Source organism: Nocardia arseniciresistens (assembly GCF_046764875.1).
Classification (GTDB): domain Bacteria; phylum Actinomycetota; class Actinomycetes; order Mycobacteriales; family Mycobacteriaceae; genus Nocardia; species Nocardia arseniciresistens.
Window position 1 is genome coordinate 278,137 of the sequence record NZ_JBKORD010000012.1, and the last position, 15,383, is coordinate 293,519.

Sequence of the window (15,383 nt, forward strand, 5' to 3'; positions counted from 1 at the left end):
ATCGAGACAACGGGTCGCCGGCTGTCCCCCGGCCCGTAGCCGGATCATCAGTCGCAGCGTCCCGATTACCAAGCGAGAATCGAGACCGGACCGATGACGACGGTGCCCCAGACCACAGTTCCGGACCCCAACACCACCAGCATCCTGGCCGCCGCCCGCGCGGCGTGTGACCCGCTGCTGCGGCGGGTGATATCCGAACTGCCGCAACCGATGCAACTCATGGCCGGATACCACTTCGGCTGGCGGGACCCGCAGGGACGACCGATCGACGAACGATCGGGTAAAGGACTGCGGGCCGCGCTGGTGTTCGCTGTGACCGCTGCCTGCCGAGGCGACCGAGCCGCAGCAGCGCCCGCGGCAGCGGCAGTCGAGCTGATGCACAACTTCACCCTCGTCCACGACGATGTCATGGACGCCGACGAACTCCGCCACGGACGCGCCACCGTGTGGAAGGTCTGGGGCCGCGACGCAGCTCTACTGCTCGGCGATGCATTGCACGCGTCGGCGATTCGCATGGTATTGGATGTCCCTGCGCTCGCGGTGGGCCAGGCGGTGGCCCGGCTCGAGGACGCCGCTATCGAGCTGTGCCGGGGACAATTCGAGGATTACGCTTTCGAGTCTCGCAAACATGTTGATATTGACGAGTACCTACACATGGCGATGGGCAAGACCGGATCGCTGATGGGGGCCGCCTGCGCGCTCGGCGCACTCTGTGCCGGCGCCGGCGCCGGCCTCGTCTCCGCGTACGACACCTTCGGCCGCGAACTGGGCATGGCATTCCAGTTCACCGACGACATCATCGGAATCACCGGAGACGCCGCGGTAATCGGCAAACCAGTCGGCAGCGACCTGGCACGACGCAAGCGAACGCTGCCCGTAATCGCGGCCCTGCAGACCGGTCATCGCGCCGCAGCCGAACTGGCAGACCTCTACGCGTCCGGTAAACCCCTTGGCGCCGAGGACATCACATACGCCACCGAACTCGTCACAACCACCGGTGGTGTGCACCAGACCCAGAAACATGCCGACGCGAGAATGCAAGCGGCGATCGACGCTCTGCCCACCGCACTCGCGACCCCGGAACTTTATGCGCTGACCCGAGCTATCACGCGCCGAGATCGATGAGACCAGTGTGACTCTGGTCGCCACGAGCATTGGAACACGGCTACGGGACCGCGACCGAGGTCAGGTAGCTGACTGATGGATCGACCAGGAACCAGAAGGCCGGCTGCGGGTGGGACGGTAATCGGCTGGGACACCGTTTGCGGCGTCGAGCTGCATGTAAGTGCCGACCGCATCGGTGGGGCGGCGAGTGAGCGCCGGGTCGGTGCGCACGTCGACGGTGTATAGGCCGAATGGTGGTGACGATAAAGGTTCGGTCCTCTGCAACGGAACGCGAATCGCGGTGGCATGCATGGTTTTCGGGCAGGAACTGGTACGGAGTGCGGGCTCATCACAGAAGAGGGCGTAGTCCGGTCTGTCGGTTTGAGGTTGCCTGCAGGGATTTTCATGCTCGGCTGCACTTCCATCCGGGCGCGGTGAGATGTGCGCCGGGGAACGAGCTATGCGCCGTCGGCGACAAGGTCGTAGGGCACCGGGTCGTATGGAGTCGAGTTGGCTCGTTACCTGCACGAGCGCGGTCACAATGTCGCTGAGGTGCCGCGCCCGAACCGGCGACTGCGCAGGGCAAGACCGACACCATCGACGCCTACGCCGCGGCCCGCCGGCTACTCGACGAATCCGGCGTCACCTCACCGAAACTGCGCAACGGCGCGATCGAGTCAGTCCGCGCGCTGCGGGTGAGGCCACCACCGCCGCGATGAACGCGCTGCGCGGGCTGATCACCACCAGCCCGGAAATATTGCGCAGCCAGCTGCGCGGACTGTCCCGCGCCAAGCCGGTAGCCACCTGCGCCGCGTTTCGGCCCGACCCCACCCACCTCGCAGACCCGGTCCAGGCGACCAAGCTGGCGCTGCGCTCACTGGCCGCTCGGATCCGGGAGGCCCGAGACCAAGCCGACCAACTCGAACGACACCTGCACCAGTTGGTCGAACAGGTCGCCCCGAACACTCTCCACGTGTTCGCGCTCGGGCCGGATACTGCTGCGGCACTGGCGATTTCGATCGGCGACAACCCGGATCGCCTGACCGGTGAAGCCGCCTTCGCCCGCCTCTGCGGCGTCGCACCCATTCCCGCTTCGTCCGGCAAGACCACCCGCCACCGGGCTGCATCGCGGCGGTGACCGCCAAGCCAACCAAGCGCTGCACACCGCGGTGATCGTGCGCCTGCGCTACGACCAGCGAACCAGAGACTACGTCGCCCGCCGCACCGCCGAAGGCAAGACCAAACCCGAGATCATCCGCTGCCTCAAGCGATATCTCGCACGTGAAGTGTTCCGAGCCCTGCGCGCCGACTTCCGAAGCCAAGCACAGGCGGCTTGACATCTATAGGAGCGTCCTTGGCGATCTCCCCCAAGGCGTCCTTCTCCAGCTCCGCATCGGCTAAAAGCCGCTTCAAACGGGCGTTCTGCTCCCGCAGCTCGCGGATTCAGTGCGTGCCGCGCCGTTCCTGCCGCTTTGGTGAGCACATCGCGCGAGGCGCCCCGCGTCCAGCAGTTCCGCCACGGCGGCGAATATAGTGGGCGGCAAGATGTCCCGATGTGGGAAGGTCAGTCGGAAAATCGGATCGTCGGGTACGGCGGACCAGTCGATGAGCTCGTCGGCGACATAATCGTTGACCCGGAAGGGCACCACAGTCAACACGACTCATAGGTCCCGCAGGTAATCGTCGGGCAGCCCGTGGCGTCGGGCCAATCCCGCCAGCCGGTCGCCCGTGAAGAGTTTCATGGTCATCTTCTCTCGGATCGATGTCACGATCGTTGCGGTTGTGCCGCTGTCGTGGCGGATTCATCGGTGGCACAGTCCATTCGGAACCCGGACAGGGTGTGTCGGATGGACTCGGCGACGGCCTGCGAGGTGTCTGCGCGGAACCGGAAGCTTGCGCCGATGCCGACATATCCGACCGTTTCGGTGATGGCCTGTCCGACGGCCGGGATCGCCTGGTGGTAGGGCGCGTGGCCGGGCGCGACCTCGAGGCGTGTGGCGGTCACCACACACGGTGGCGGCATAGGAGGGCGTACCAGCAGCTGTCCGGCGACCTGCCCCGCCCGCAGCGGCCGGTTGTCCGGGGCACGGCCCATCTGGATGTCCAGCGCCGCGCCGACCAGGTCGTAGCCGTGCACTTCCCGCCAGAGGTGGGTGGCCTCGGCACCGGGCATCCGGCCGGCGATCTCCAGCAATTGCAGACGCGGCGCGCCGACTGGCCCCAGGAAGAGCTCGAGGTGGAATACCGTCGGCACACCTGCGCTCAGTGCCGTGAGCACCGCGTTCGCGAACGGCGCCAGTTGCTCGTTGAGTGCCGGATCATCGATCTCGACTGTTCCCCAGCTGTTCTCGCCGGTGGCGAAGTCCAGGCAGTTGTGGAAGTACCGCGAGCCGCGCCAGGGCCCGAGTTCGGTACCGGTCCAGACTCCATCGACCGAGCCGGTCTCGTCGGGGCAGAAGCGTTGGACGAGAAAGGGTTCGTCGTGCAGATCGGGCAGATCGGCCAGATCGGCCGCGGACGACAGGGTGACGATGTCGCGGCTGGCAAGGCCCAACCTGGGTTTGACGAGCACAGGAAACCCATCTCGCCGAGCGAATACCGATATGGCCGCGGTGTTCGGTGCGTCGGCGAATGCCGGTACTGCAACCCCGGCCGCCGCGGCTCGCTCGTACATGACCAGCTTGTCCCGGAACGGTAGTGCGTGCGTGGGCGGGTCGCCGGCGATGCCGAACTCCGACCGCAGGTGGGCGGCCGTCAGCAGGTCCGTCTCACTGATCGCCACAATGCGTTCGGGCACACCGTGACGGCCGGCGAGCCCGCGGACCGCGTCGGCTACCGGTTCGGTGCCGTCGAAGACCACGACCTCGGCCGCCGCATGCTGCGGGATGCGGTGCAGAACCTGCGTGGCGCACACGTAGGTCACGTTATGGGTGGTGTGATCGATGCGTTCGAGATACGGGGCGATGGGACCGCGTGAGCGGTGAATCACGAGGATATGGGGGCGCATTGGTTACTCCTGTCGAACACGTCAAGTCGGCGAGCGGTACGGCCGAGCACACCCGCCCACACAAGCGCGGTGGACACCGCAACGAACACTGCGGCGCCGAGGAACACCGGCCGGGGGTTGTCGCCGCAAAGTCGGGTGAGCAGTCCGGTGAGCATCGTGCCCACCGCCGAGGCCGCGAGCACGAACGATCGGGCCGCACTGGTAACCCGACCGAGCAGCGGCCGCGGCACCACCTGCTGGCGCAGCGTGCGGACCACGACGACCACCACCATGGACGCCCCCGCCAGCAGCGCGTTGGCGAGCGCCAGGCACAGCACGCCCGGCGCGAGGCCCACCAGCGCCAACCCGACGGCCATGAGCAGCACCCCCGTCAGGCACATCGGAACCGGCGACCAGCGCGGCCCGGCGGCGGCCGCGATGAGCGCACCGAGCGCCCCGCCGATGCCGCCTCCGGCCACCGCGAGGCCCACCAGGACGGCGGACGCGTCGAGGCGTTCGCGGGCGAAGAACGGAATCAACGTTTCGGCCCCCAGACCGAGGGAGGTCACCGCCTGCAGCAGCGTGATGCTCGCGACACTTGGCGAGGTCACCAGATACCGCAGTCCGCTCCAGAACTCGGCGCCGACGGACCCGAGAACTCCCGCGCCGAGGACCACCGGACGCTTCGCACCCACAGTTGTGGTGGTGCCGGCGAATTCGGCGACCGGCAGCCGCCTATATGTGCGCCATACGGTAACCAGCGATACCGCGAAGGTTCCCGCATTCGCCAGCAACGCCGCCTCCTGGCCTGCCGCTGCCATCAGCACACCCACCGTTGCCGGGCCGAGCACGAGCGAGAGCTGTCCGGAAGTTTCCAGAAATCCGTTGGCGCGCATCAACCGAGGTCCGGTGTAGAGGTCCCGCACCGCGACGGTCAGCGCGGTCTCGAAGAACACCCCGGCTGCTCCGGCGACGCAGGCAAGGCCGAGGATTACCGTGACGGGGCATCCGCTCACCGCCACCGCGGCAGCCAGCAGCAGGAACACCGCCATCCGCACCGCATCGGCGGCGATGAGTACCCGCCACGGATCAGCGCGATCCACCAGCGGGCCCGCGGGCAGCCCAGCGATCAGGTAGCCGATCACGCGCGGAGCGGCAGCCAGCGCCGACAGCACCGGGCTGCCGGTCAGCTGCAACACCAGTAGCGGAATGGCGAGCACGGCCAGACCGTCGCCCAGCAGCGAGATGGATTGGCCGAACAGGAATAGTCGGCTACCGTCCATCGCCTGTCACCGTCCACGTGTAGCCGGCCAATCGCTCCAGCCGGGAGCCGTGATCGGTCTTCAAACCCCACTCGAGGGTGCCATAGTCGATGCGCTCGATGCCGCGCTCCAACGCGGCACGAACCTGCGCGTAGAAACACGTCACGAAATAGGCGCCGTACGCCTCGGGCAGGTGTCCGCACCACAACTGCCGCAACGTGTTTCCGTTCCGCAGACCGTGGGTGAAGCCGACGACCCGGCCAGCGCGCTGGACCGCCGTCACCACGATGTCCTCGGGACGATAGTGCGTGAGCATCCGATCCATCGCCGCGGACTGCGTATCGCGATCGGCGGCGGAGTTGTACTTCCGCAGCAGCTCGAGACGCAATTCCAGCACGTCGTCGCGAACCTCGGCCAGATCGACCTCACCGACCGTCATATCCTTCTCGGCGAGGCGGCGCAGCAGCCGCCCGATGCCCTTGCGGCGCGGGCGCGGCAGTTGCTGCAGGTATTCGTCCATGCTGCCGAAAGTCATCGGCAGTACGCAGGTCGGGTACAGCTGCACCTGCGTGGCACCGAACTCGGTCAGGGCCCGGCGCAGTGGTTCCTCCCGCTCGGGGATGTACAGGAACGACACCGATCGCGCCCCCTGCGCTGCGGCCCAGGCGTCCACAGCGGTCAGAGTCTCCCGCAGTAGCGCCGGTTCGGTGCCGCCGGAACCCGCTGCCGCGCAGGAATATCCGGGCAGGGTCACCAGCACGGACGGATACAGCGCTGCGATATCCGGCACCGCGGCCGGAGCTGTTCGTGGCTCCGGCGACGGGAGGTCGCCACGCAGCACGGCCGCAATGTCGAACCGGGCATCCAGAGGTGGAGACTGCAGCCAGCGGGCATGCAACCCAACCCGGGCCTGTCCGTCCACCGAGACGACCAACCATCGGGCCTCACCCGGCAACAGCGGCCCCATGGTCTCGAGCCAGCGGATCGACACGGTGTACTCGGAGACCTCCGCCGCTAGGTCGTCCCATTCGGGAGGCCGGATCGATGTGGCTCTCAAGTCGACACGCATAGCTCACCTGCACATCACGAGGGAGGGTGATCCGCGAGGGCCACCATCATCTTTAAGTGACCATTAGATAACGGCACCATATATAACGAACCGCTAGACAGTGTAAGCCGTCGATCGGCCACTTGGGAAGGGGGGAGCGACTGTTACGATCTCGCCACGTAGCTGTCCATTTGCGGGCCAAACGATCCGGGGAATAACACAACACCACATCCACCCCGACCCCTGTCGGAGGTTGCCGGTGCCGGGACATCGGACAAGGTGCAGCGTCTGCTTGTCACGCGGTGTGTGATGACGACGGCGTGCGAGATGATCCGCTTTCGTCCGAGGCATCCTGGCCCGCCGCACAACCTGCTGTACTTCTCATACCTCTGCGACGAGACCCTCGACCGGGTCCGCGCGGACATCGACGAGTGGCACGCGCCGCCCGCGGCCGAATAGAAGCCGCCGGCGCCGAGTCGGCGCCTGGATGGAGGCGATAGCCGCGTTCGACCCCACTGAACCGCCACCGCCCCCGATGACGTCATCGGGGGCGGGCGACGGCTTCCTGAAGCCCTCATGGTGAAGAGCGCCGGGCTCAGCGGTGCTTCTCCTTCAGGTCGCCGGGCTTCACTCCGACCAACACCGAGCCGGTCGGCTTCGAGGTCCGCGCGGACGGCGGCCTTCTGCGCCGGGGTGAGCCATTTCGCTTGCTCGGGTTCGTCGACCAGCAAGAACTCGGGCCGCACGTCACAGATTCTGAGGCAGCGCTGCCCGATTCTGCCGTTCTCTACTTCACTTTGCTGCCGGGGTCGTCGGATCTATCGGTGAACGACTCCCCGGTGGATCTTCGGCATGCCCACCAACGGCCGGCCCCCGCTCTCCGAAGGGCCTCACCGGCAGCAAATGTGCTGAGCGCCAAACGCTTTCGAATAAGATCGACTGCTCGATCGGCTGACTAGTGCCGGGGTGACGTGTGATGATCGGCGCTGGTCCCGCAGGCGGGGTGGCAGGGTCTGGATCCTTCCTCCAACTCGCAGGGGGGCTGGGTCGCGGTAGCTATGCAGGAGGCGTTCGGCTTGGTCGGTATCGGTGTGTTCCTCAGGTTCCTAGTGTTCGGTGTGGTGTGGGCCGTTGCAGGTCTTGTCGTCGGTCGCGGGCGCTTCGCTGTTGCCGAGGAACAGGCACGGCAAGGGCAGCAAACTGTCGATCGAGTGCAAGATGAGCGTGATGCTGCTGTGCAACAGGTCGGTGTGCTGCAACAGCAGCTGCAGGTTGTCACGGCCGCCCGTGCAGGGCTGGAGGCCGAACTCGCCGCGGAAAGGCAGCGATCCGATGAGCAATTGGCGTTGGTTCGCGATGAGCAGCAGCAGGTCACCGCGGCAGTGCGGCGAGAATCCGGGCCGCAGCTGGTGCAGCGTGTCACCGAGGTAGTCGATCAACGCGACAAGGCCGCTGCCCGTGATCTCGACCAGCGCAAAACGGCGATAGAAGGCATGATCGCGCCCCTGATTCAGCAGCTGGAAAAGATCACCGACCACTCACAGGCGATCGAGAAGGACAGGATCGGCGCCTACGAAGTGCTGACTCGACAAGTCGAGGCTATGTCCCACGCCAACAAAGAGTTGCGGGACGAGACACGGCTGTTGGTGACTGCGCTACGCCGGCCGAACACACGCGGCCAATAGGGCGAACGTCAGCTGCGCAACGTCGTAGAGGCCGCAGGCATGCTTGACCAGGTCGATTTTCTCGAACAACAACACCTCGAGACCGCCGAAGGCAAGTTGCGGCCGGACATGCTGGTCAAAGTCGGTGGCGAAAACGATCGTGGTCGATGCCAAAGCTCCGTTTTCGGCGTTTCTCGAAGCCCAGGACGCCCGCGACGAGACCGAACGCAAACAGCGGCTGGGCTGCACACGCTGGCCATGTGCGCCGCCACGTCGAGCAACTGGCCGCCAAGCAATACTGGGCAGCGCTACCGTGCACACCGGAGTTCGTGGTGATGTTCCTGCCCACCGAAGCGTTCCTGTATGCAGCCGAAGACCAGGACCCCAGCCTGTGGGAGTTCGCCTCCCGCAACAACGTACTGCTCGCCACCCCAACCAACCTGCTCACTCTCCTTCGCACCGTTGCTCTCATCTGGAGCCAGGAAGAAATCGCCAAGAACACCCAGCAGGTCATGGAACATGGCCGCGAACTACACAAACGCCTCACAACTATTGGCCGACCACTTCGAGACGCTGGGAAAACGCATCAGCGGCGCCGTCGAGTACTACGACAAGACAATCGGCTCTTACAGCCGCAGCGTGCTGCCCAGCGCCCGCAGGATGGCCGAACTCGGCGTCCCAGGCGCCACGCTCGAGGAACCGAAGCCCATCGAACACACCACCCGGCCGGTTGCCGCGACCACCACACTCGCCCGAGACGACGACCGCCCGATGTAAGCCAACTCTTGCGGACAGAGACCGGGACCTACATAGGCAGCAGCCTGGCCAGACCGAACCGAGCCGCGGCTACGGTCCGTTTGCCGCTCTTTCCGGCCCGCGCGCGACCACAGCCGTTGTGCCGCGTCTCGCGCGTACGGGCAATCGGGTGACCGGAGTCATCGTCTTCGGCATCGGCTGACCTACGAGCCGCCCGCCGCGCGGCGATCACCGGGTGCCCGTCCCGCGTCCGGCTTCCGCGCCGAATACGGCAGCCCGGGCCTACCGCCGCAGCCCGGTCCGGCGCGTTACCGCCGCATGCGAGGGCCGGAGGGTCCCGGACCGACTACCGCCTTCATTCGCTACAGGAATTCCCCCGCATGAGGCATTATCGAATCCTGGGTCCATGGCCGGCCAGATCCGGGCTCAGGATCGGGAACGGCCGATCCGGGCCGGGACACACCTGCGGGCGCCCGTGGTCCGGCAGGCCGGGGTAGCGAGGTCGAGTTGAGCAACGGGATTCTCAGGGCCACCTCGCAGGTCACCGAAGGACTGGTCGGCACGCTGAAAGACGCGTCCGATCACATCGCGAACCGCGTCTACAGAGATAAGTTTGTTCACGGTATCACCGAGGACGTCGACAAAAAGTGCGAGGCCGATATCCACAGCAGTGGTCAATTCGGCAAAGACGGATTCGATCGTACCGACGCTGCCAGCGCCGCGCTGAATCGAACAGGGGGTTCGGCCGAGGAATACCTGAGGAGGATATATGAGGATCGGTATCATACGGACGGCTCGGTCCGGGCTCGCGAGTACGCTCGTTCGCTGGCATCGTTACCCGACCAGTACCATCGCATTGTCGCGGATCATATGAAGGCATATCCCGATGGGGGGATCTGGCTCGGCGACAGCCGGGTGCACGACCTCGGCCATACGGCCTGGGCGGCAACGAGACGCCGGGACCAGCAACCCGGGGGATGGCCTGATGGTACGACCTGGGACGACGTCGGCGGCCTGTACAGCGACAGTTTTCGGGCACTGCTCGTCGGACACACCCAGCACTCCAGAAAAGCTACCGCGCCGCACGAATTCGGGCACGCGTTCGACGACGCTCTCGGCAGGCCGAGTAAGCAAATCGTGTTTTCTCAGCTTCATACCAAGGTGCTCCGCCACATCCAAGCCACAAGCCCGAACAGCGCCGAGTATTTCGCCCAGTCCGGCGAGGCCGGGAAGCGGGAGCTGTTCGCCGAAGGTATCGCCTGGCGCAACAGAACCCTGCAAGATCAACCCGACGGCGTCAACAGCACCGCGCAGCCGGAGTTCTACGGCTCGGTCGCGGCGGGTCGTCATCTGACTGCCTTTTATCAGGCCCTGGAGCGAGAATTGGGGATCACGGCATGAATGGAGAACACCCGTTGGCCCAGCGCCTCGACGACGGGCGCATCCTGCTGCGCTATTTCGGGCAAGAACTCGACGGCGATATCGTCGACGGCTCGATCGTCATCGGCCCCGAGGACCCCCCGTATGACGACTGGGACGCCGAGATCACGCGCTGGGAGCAGCGCCCGGAACCGCTCGACGACACCATCGACTACATCCCCATCGACTACGAGAACCTGCAGATACTGCCGAAACAACGTCCAGACGATCGCGACTGCTCCACCTGATCGTCGAGCCCGCTGCGGTCCTTGCCGGTCAACCGCCCTGCCGCCCGATCGTCGACCGAGCGGCGCAGCGGCGAGCGGTTCAGATCGCGATACAAGCGGAACCGGTGTCGATACCGGTACCGACGTCGACCACCTGCCGGGTTTCGGGCCATGCGTCAGGCTGTACGGCATAGATGTAGGTGATGCCCGGCCGTGACGGCGTCCAGGACACCCTGGCCTCGCCACCCGAGGGTATTGCTTCGGCGAAGCCGGTGGGGCCCTGGCCCTCCTCGAAGAAGTACACCCGATCGGTGTTGTCGTCGACCGTCACGCTCACGGTATAGGTGCAGTTCGTTCCGTAGCGATGCGCGCCGACGGTGGCCGACGGCAGGATGCCGATGCTGGTGACAGTCGCCGAGGCCGGCGGCATCGATGTCGCCGACGTCGCGGTCGACACAGACCAGACCTTCGCGTTCTACGGTCGCGTCTCTACCGAGGACAATCAGAACCCCGAAACCTCCTACGGCTGGCAGTTCGGCAACGCCCAGAAATTCGCCGCACCAGGTCTGATCACACAGACGTATTTCGATGTCGGACAGTCTCGGTCGGTTCCATGGGACCGCCGGCCGGAAGCGTCCCGGCTACTGACCGACCTGAAGCGGCCGGACCGCGGCTGGTCGGCCATCGTGGGCATATGTAGTGATTCATGAGGGCCCCCGCTTCCCCATCCGAGACCTTCAGGACTGCCGGGAACGCGCGCAGCGGCGGTTCCGTGAGACCGCCGGGATGAGAATACATGGCACCACGCGACTGCGCCCGGCCGAAGTGTTCGCCACCGACGAGGCGCCGAAGCTCAAACCGTTGCCCGATACCGTATTCGACGTCCCTACCTGGGTGAATCCGAAAGTTGCGCCGGACCGGCATGTTCAGATCTCCCAGGCTCTTTACAGCATTCCCGGTGATCTCGTCGGGCAGCGGCTTTCTGCCCGCGTCGACTCGCAGACAGTGAAGCTTTACCTCCGCGGTGAGCTGATCAAAGTCCACCCCAAGGTTGGGCCCGGGCGCCGGCAGACCGATCCGGCGGATCTGCCCAGCGAGCTCACCGCCTATGCGATGCGGGATTTGAATACGTTGCAACGCAAAGCATTCGACCACGGCGTTCATGTCGGTTCCTATGCGGCGGCGGTGCTCGAGCATCGGTTGCCCTGGACGAAGATGCGGCAGGTCTACCGGCTGCTCGGGCTGGTGCGCCGCCACGGCGCCGACGCCGTCGATGATGCCTGCCGCCGCGCTCTGGACGCTGAGGTCGTCGACGTCGGCGTCATCGACCGCATGCTCGCCCGCGGCGCTACGGGTCAGCAGCTGATGCTGCTGTCGCCACCGGCGCCGTCCCGGTTCGTCCGTTCCACCACCGATTTCTCTGTCAGGAGGCCGTCATGAGCACTACTCGCCGTCCCGCCGCTGCCCCGGCGGTCAAACCGATCGAGGTCACCCCGGAGCTGAAGTCGCTGATGCGCAGGCTCAAGCTCGGCCAGCTCCTGGACACCCTCCCCGAGCGCCTGGCCCTCGCGCGATCGAACCGGCTGCCCCACCACGACTTCCTGGAAATGCTGTTCGCCGACGAGGTCGCCCGCCGCGACCGGCAATCCGAGCAACGCCGCGCCAAAACCGCCCACTTGGACCCGCAGATGCACCTGGCGGCATGGGACGATTCGACCGCGGTCACCTTCGACCGCGAACTCTGGGCCGAACTCACCTCGCTGCGGTTCCTCGCCGACGCCTACAACGTATTGATTATGGGCCCGGTCGGGGTCGGAAAAACGTTCCTGGCCAACGCATTAGGACACATCGCGGTCCGCCGCCACCATACCGTTCACACCGAACGCGCCGACAAACTGTTCAAACGGTTGCGTGGTGCACGGTTGGACGGCAGCTACGAAGACGAGATGCGCAAACTGCACCGCGTCGACCTGCTCATCATCGATGACCTGGCCCTGCACCGGCTCGAAGCGGTCGAGACCAACGATTTCTACGAACTGATCGTCGAACGCCACCGCAAAGCCTCCACCGTGATCACCAGCAACCGCGAACCCCCCGAGATCCTGACCATGATGGCCGACCCGCTACTGGCCCAATCCCCGATGGACCGGCTGCAATCCGCGGCCTACGAACTCGTCGTCGAGGGCGAGTCCTACCCGCAACGGCAGAAGCCCCGCCGCGGCAAACAAGCCGGACCAGCTGGCTCGGATTGACCCAGCTGTCCAGTGCTGGGCACCATCACCACACGGTCTGCGCCCAGAACGAGCTGATCACTGTGATGGCACAGCGGCGGCACCGACCGGGGAAGGATGAAAGACCGTGATGCAGCGCCGCTACAGCATCGACACAGCCGATCAATGGGCAGGATGGTCGTACTACGGTGCCGCCCACCGATACGACATCCACGACACACCCGAGGCCACCTCGGCCTGCGCACAGGCAATGGACCGGCTCGAAACAGCCGCCGATGAGGCACGGTTACGCGAACTCGCCCACGACGGCGACCGCTGCGCCTTCATCCGGTTGATCGAGATCATGGTGGACGCAGATCGCGTCGATGACCTGCGGCTCCTGGCACGCGGCGGGGATGACCGCGCGTTCGCAACACTCATGGAATACCTGGTCCGAACCAACAGCATCGACCGGCTGCGCGCGGAGGCACCCGAGTTCGCCAGCGCCCGACTATGGCTGGCGCAACTGCACTTCCACCGCGGTGAGCACGAGGCCGGGCTCGCCGAGCTAGAAGCCATGGAAAGCGATCCCGACAACGGTTTCTACGCGCACTCCGAACGAATAGCGCAGTTGATCCGGCTCGACCGGATAGCTGAAGTCCGCACGATGGCCGAGGCCGGCGACCGCACAGCCACACGACGTCTGAGGCGGATATCCGCCACACCGGATTGACCAGCAACCCGATCATGCGTCACCATCACCACACGGCCCGCGACCAGATAACACGGTCCCATACCCGGGTTCTGGCGCAAACAGTGTGATTGCACTGTTCGGCGTGTTGGCGTCGGATCTGGTTCTGCATGGGTGATGGTGGTGGGCGTGCGTTGATCTGGTTCGAAAGTTGTTGCCACACTTGGGAAATTTGGTGATCGGCGACGTCTGTTCCGAAGGTGATGCCGTGGTCGTGGAGGCGGCCGTTGCCGCCTCGACGGCCCGCTGTCCGGGATGTGAAACGGTTTCGGCGCGTGTGCATTCTCGGTATCGGCGCCGGTTGGCCGATGCCGCCGTCGCGGGCCGCGCCCTGACCTTGCGGCTGGTCGTGCGACGGTTCTTCTGCCAGAACATCGACTGTGCGGCAAGGACTTTCGTTGAGCAGGTCGATGGACTCACGGTGAGATGGTCACGGCGGACGAACCAGTTGACCTCGATGCTGGCCGCGATCGGAGTGGCCCTGGCCGGGCGAGCTGGTGCGCGGCTGGCGAGCCGGTTGGGACTCCCGACCAGCCGGGACAGCTTGTTGCGGCTGGTCCGCGGGTTGCCGGATCCGCCGGTCGGTTCCGTAAAGGTCTTGGGCGTCGACGATTTCGCCGTGAAACGCGGCCGCAGGTATGCCACGATCCTGCTGGACATGGCTACCCACCGACCGATCGATGTCCTCGACGGCCGCGAGGCCGACCCGCTGGCCGCCTGGCTGGCAGGGCATCCGGAAATCGAGGTGATTACTCGAGATCGGGCCGGCGCCTATGCCGAGGGCGCGCGCCGTGGCGCACCGCAGGCCACCCAATGCGCGGACGGGTGGCACCTCTGGAACAACCTGGGCCAGGCGGTGGAGAAGACGGTCATCAAACACCGCAGCTGCCTCACCGAATCCTTCGCTGCGACTGTCGATTCCGTTGAAACTGCCCAACCTGCCGCCGTGGTCGGCCTCGGCGAGACCGCCGAGGATGCGACACGACTGCCCGACATCGATCCCTGCAAGTACGCGCGGCTGCGCGCCCGCACCGCCGAACGCTACGACGCGGTCCATCGGCTACATGCCCAGGGCAAGGGATTACGCACGATCGCCAAAGAACTCGACATCGATCGGAAAACGGCCCGACGACACCTCGTTGCCACATGCCCCGAGGACGTGATCGCCGCCGCGACATCCAGAATCGGGATGCTCGATGAGTTTATGCCGCACCTGCTCGCCCGCTGGAACGCCGGATACACCAACATCGCGGCCCTGATCGCCGAACTGCGTGAACTGGGCTATCGCGGCAGCCCTAACAACGTCTACCGGTTCCTGCGGCCCTACCGCGCCAGCCGGACATCGACTCGACCGGTGACAGTCCCACGGCCGAAACCGAAGATCCGCGCGGTGACCGGCTGGATCATGCGTGACCCCGATACCCTGCACACGGACGAAACACAGTATCTGGCAAGGATTTTGGCTAGCTGCCCCGAACTCGAGGCCGCTCGTCGCCATGTCGGCGCGTTCGCGGTCATCATGCGCGACCTGCGCGGTGACCGGCTCCCGGAATGGATCACACAAATTCGCGCTGATGACCTGCCCGCGCTGCACTCCTTCGCCACCGGCCTCGAACACGACTTCGCCGCCGTCACCGCAGGACTCACCCTGCCGTGGAGCAACGGTCCAACTGAAGGCACCGTCAATAAACTGAAGCACCTCAAACGCCAATGCTTCGGCAGGGCGAATCTAGACCTGCTAAGAAAACGCATCCTGCTCACCCACGCGACAGCTCAGCATCTCACCCGATGACGATCACACTATTTGCGCCAGAACCCATCACCCTGGCAAGCGACGACGAGATGGCGATCATCCGCCCCAGCGCCGCCCAACTCGGCCTCACCGTCCAGATCGTCGCTTTGCAACACGAACCAGGATTCGACCACGAACAAGTCGTGTCGATCGATCCGCCCGCA

Annotated in this window: 17 protein-coding genes and 1 pseudogene; 13 read left to right on the forward strand and 5 right to left on the reverse strand. The window is 65.5% G+C overall.

Annotation, left to right across the window (positions count from 1 at the left end):
* Window positions 1-93 precede the first annotated feature (93 nt).
* The 3 genes from ACLMAJ_RS23350 to ACLMAJ_RS23360 all read left to right on the forward strand — a co-directional run bounded on the left by ACLMAJ_RS23350 (window position 94) and on the right by ACLMAJ_RS23360 (window position 2,441).
* Entirely contained in the window at window positions 94-1,125 is a 1,032-nt protein-coding gene (locus ACLMAJ_RS23350; RefSeq protein ID WP_412015930.1) for a polyprenyl synthetase family protein, read from the forward strand.
* A gap of 694 nt (window positions 1,126-1,819) precedes the next feature.
* Window positions 1,820-2,242 carry a transposase gene (locus tag ACLMAJ_RS23355; protein ID WP_412015931.1) on the forward strand — a complete coding sequence of 141 codons (423 nt, stop codon included), beginning with the start codon at window positions 1,820-1,822 and terminating at the stop codon, window positions 2,240-2,242.
* A gap of 31 nt (window positions 2,243-2,273) precedes the next feature.
* Entirely contained in the window at window positions 2,274-2,441 is a 168-nt protein-coding gene (locus ACLMAJ_RS23360) for a hypothetical protein (protein ID WP_412015932.1), read from the forward strand.
* 428 nt (window positions 2,442-2,869) lie between these two features.
* Here the strand turns inward: ACLMAJ_RS23360 and ACLMAJ_RS23365 are convergent, their stop codons facing one another.
* From ACLMAJ_RS23365 to ACLMAJ_RS23375, 3 genes are read right to left on the reverse strand one after another with little or no spacing between them, the layout of a single operon-like run.
* Window positions 2,870-4,111, reverse strand: coding sequence for an ATP-grasp domain-containing protein (locus ACLMAJ_RS23365; protein WP_412015933.1), 1,242 nt, complete (start codon window positions 4,109-4,111; stop codon window positions 2,870-2,872).
* Window positions 4,090-5,373: an MFS transporter gene (locus tag ACLMAJ_RS23370; RefSeq protein WP_412015934.1), complete on the reverse strand. Its 1,284-nt coding sequence runs from the start codon at window positions 5,371-5,373 to the stop codon at window positions 4,090-4,092. The genes ACLMAJ_RS23365 and ACLMAJ_RS23370 overlap by 22 nt, the downstream gene beginning before the upstream one ends.
* Window positions 5,363-6,421 carry a GNAT family N-acetyltransferase gene (locus ACLMAJ_RS23375; protein WP_412015936.1) on the reverse strand — a complete coding sequence of 353 codons (1,059 nt, stop codon included), beginning with the start codon at window positions 6,419-6,421 and terminating at the stop codon, window positions 5,363-5,365. Before ACLMAJ_RS23375 ends, ACLMAJ_RS23370 begins: the two co-directional genes overlap by 11 nt.
* 306 nt (window positions 6,422-6,727) lie before the next feature.
* Here ACLMAJ_RS23375 and ACLMAJ_RS23380 point away from each other — a divergent pair, with 306 nt between their 5' ends.
* Window positions 6,728-6,859, forward strand: coding sequence for a hypothetical protein (locus tag ACLMAJ_RS23380; RefSeq protein WP_412015937.1), 132 nt, complete (start codon window positions 6,728-6,730; stop codon window positions 6,857-6,859).
* A gap of 647 nt (window positions 6,860-7,506) precedes the next feature.
* Here the strand turns inward: ACLMAJ_RS23380 and ACLMAJ_RS23385 are convergent.
* A complete protein-coding gene (locus tag ACLMAJ_RS23385) occupies window positions 7,507-7,938 on the reverse strand; it encodes a hypothetical protein (RefSeq protein ID WP_412015938.1) in 432 nt (143 codons plus the stop codon).
* On the opposite strand from ACLMAJ_RS23385, the pseudogene rmuC reads away from it, so the two are divergent.
* The 4 genes and pseudogenes from rmuC to ACLMAJ_RS23405 all read left to right on the forward strand — a co-directional run bounded on the left by rmuC (window position 7,894) and on the right by ACLMAJ_RS23405 (window position 10,487).
* Window positions 7,894-8,400: pseudogene (rmuC, locus tag ACLMAJ_RS23390) on the forward strand (DNA recombination protein RmuC). The gene ACLMAJ_RS23385 and the pseudogene rmuC overlap by 45 nt on opposite strands.
* Entirely contained in the window at window positions 8,325-8,993 is a 669-nt protein-coding gene (locus ACLMAJ_RS23395; RefSeq protein WP_412015939.1) for a DNA recombination protein RmuC, read from the forward strand. The pseudogene rmuC and the gene ACLMAJ_RS23395 overlap by 76 nt, the downstream one beginning before the upstream one ends.
* Window positions 8,994-9,327: 334 nt before the next feature.
* Window positions 9,328-10,221: a hypothetical protein gene (locus tag ACLMAJ_RS23400; RefSeq protein ID WP_412015940.1), complete on the forward strand. Its 894-nt coding sequence runs from the start codon at window positions 9,328-9,330 to the stop codon at window positions 10,219-10,221.
* Window positions 10,218-10,487, forward strand: coding sequence for a hypothetical protein (locus ACLMAJ_RS23405; RefSeq protein WP_412015941.1), 270 nt, complete (start codon window positions 10,218-10,220; stop codon window positions 10,485-10,487). Before ACLMAJ_RS23400 ends, ACLMAJ_RS23405 begins: the two co-directional genes overlap by 4 nt.
* A gap of 79 nt (window positions 10,488-10,566) precedes the next feature.
* On the opposite strand, the gene ACLMAJ_RS23410 is transcribed toward ACLMAJ_RS23405, so the two are convergent.
* A complete protein-coding gene (locus tag ACLMAJ_RS23410; protein ID WP_412015942.1) occupies window positions 10,567-10,797 on the reverse strand; it encodes a hypothetical protein in 231 nt (76 codons plus the stop codon).
* A gap of 67 nt (window positions 10,798-10,864) precedes the next feature.
* Between ACLMAJ_RS23410 and ACLMAJ_RS23415 the strand changes: the two genes are divergently transcribed.
* The 5 genes from ACLMAJ_RS23415 (at window position 10,865) to ACLMAJ_RS23435 (ending at window position 15,219) form a co-directional block, all read left to right on the forward strand.
* Window positions 10,865-11,176 (forward strand): recombinase family protein, encoded by a 312-nt coding sequence (locus tag ACLMAJ_RS23415; RefSeq protein WP_412015943.1) that lies wholly within the window; start codon window positions 10,865-10,867, stop codon window positions 11,174-11,176.
* A gap of 115 nt (window positions 11,177-11,291) precedes the next feature.
* A complete protein-coding gene (locus ACLMAJ_RS23420) occupies window positions 11,292-11,906 on the forward strand; it encodes a Mu transposase domain-containing protein (protein ID WP_412015944.1) in 615 nt (204 codons plus the stop codon).
* Entirely contained in the window at window positions 11,903-12,718 is an 816-nt protein-coding gene (locus ACLMAJ_RS23425) for an ATP-binding protein (protein ID WP_412015945.1), read from the forward strand. The genes ACLMAJ_RS23420 and ACLMAJ_RS23425 overlap by 4 nt, the downstream gene beginning before the upstream one ends.
* A gap of 106 nt (window positions 12,719-12,824) precedes the next feature.
* A complete protein-coding gene (locus tag ACLMAJ_RS23430) occupies window positions 12,825-13,409 on the forward strand; it encodes a hypothetical protein (protein WP_412015946.1) in 585 nt (194 codons plus the stop codon).
* A gap of 226 nt (window positions 13,410-13,635) precedes the next feature.
* Window positions 13,636-15,219 (forward strand): ISL3 family transposase, encoded by a 1,584-nt coding sequence (locus ACLMAJ_RS23435; protein WP_412015948.1) that lies wholly within the window; start codon window positions 13,636-13,638, stop codon window positions 15,217-15,219.
* Window positions 15,220-15,383: the final 164 nt, after the last annotated feature.

What these genes read in the sequence shown, in the direction of transcription:
- ACLMAJ_RS23370 (WP_412015934.1), bottom strand. Translation starts at nt 5,373, where the DNA reads ATGGACGGTAGCCGACTATTCCTGTTCGGCCAATCCATCTCGCTGCTG.
- ACLMAJ_RS23350 (WP_412015930.1), top strand. Translation starts at nt 94, where the DNA reads ATGACGACGGTGCCCCAGACCACAGTTCCGGACCCCAACACCACCAGC.
- ACLMAJ_RS23415 (WP_412015943.1), top strand. Translation starts at nt 10,865, where the DNA reads ATGCTGGTGACAGTCGCCGAGGCCGGCGGCATCGATGTCGCCGACGTC.
- ACLMAJ_RS23355 (WP_412015931.1), top strand. Translation starts at nt 1,820, where the DNA reads ATGAACGCGCTGCGCGGGCTGATCACCACCAGCCCGGAAATATTGCGC.
- ACLMAJ_RS23365 (WP_412015933.1), bottom strand. Translation starts at nt 4,111, where the DNA reads ATGCGCCCCCATATCCTCGTGATTCACCGCTCACGCGGTCCCATCGCC.
- ACLMAJ_RS23425 (WP_412015945.1), top strand. Translation starts at nt 11,903, where the DNA reads ATGAGCACTACTCGCCGTCCCGCCGCTGCCCCGGCGGTCAAACCGATC.
- ACLMAJ_RS23405 (WP_412015941.1), top strand. Translation starts at nt 10,218, where the DNA reads ATGAATGGAGAACACCCGTTGGCCCAGCGCCTCGACGACGGGCGCATC.
- ACLMAJ_RS23375 (WP_412015936.1), bottom strand. Translation starts at nt 6,421, where the DNA reads ATGCGTGTCGACTTGAGAGCCACATCGATCCGGCCTCCCGAATGGGAC.
- ACLMAJ_RS23380 (WP_412015937.1), top strand. Translation starts at nt 6,728, where the DNA reads ATGATCCGCTTTCGTCCGAGGCATCCTGGCCCGCCGCACAACCTGCTG.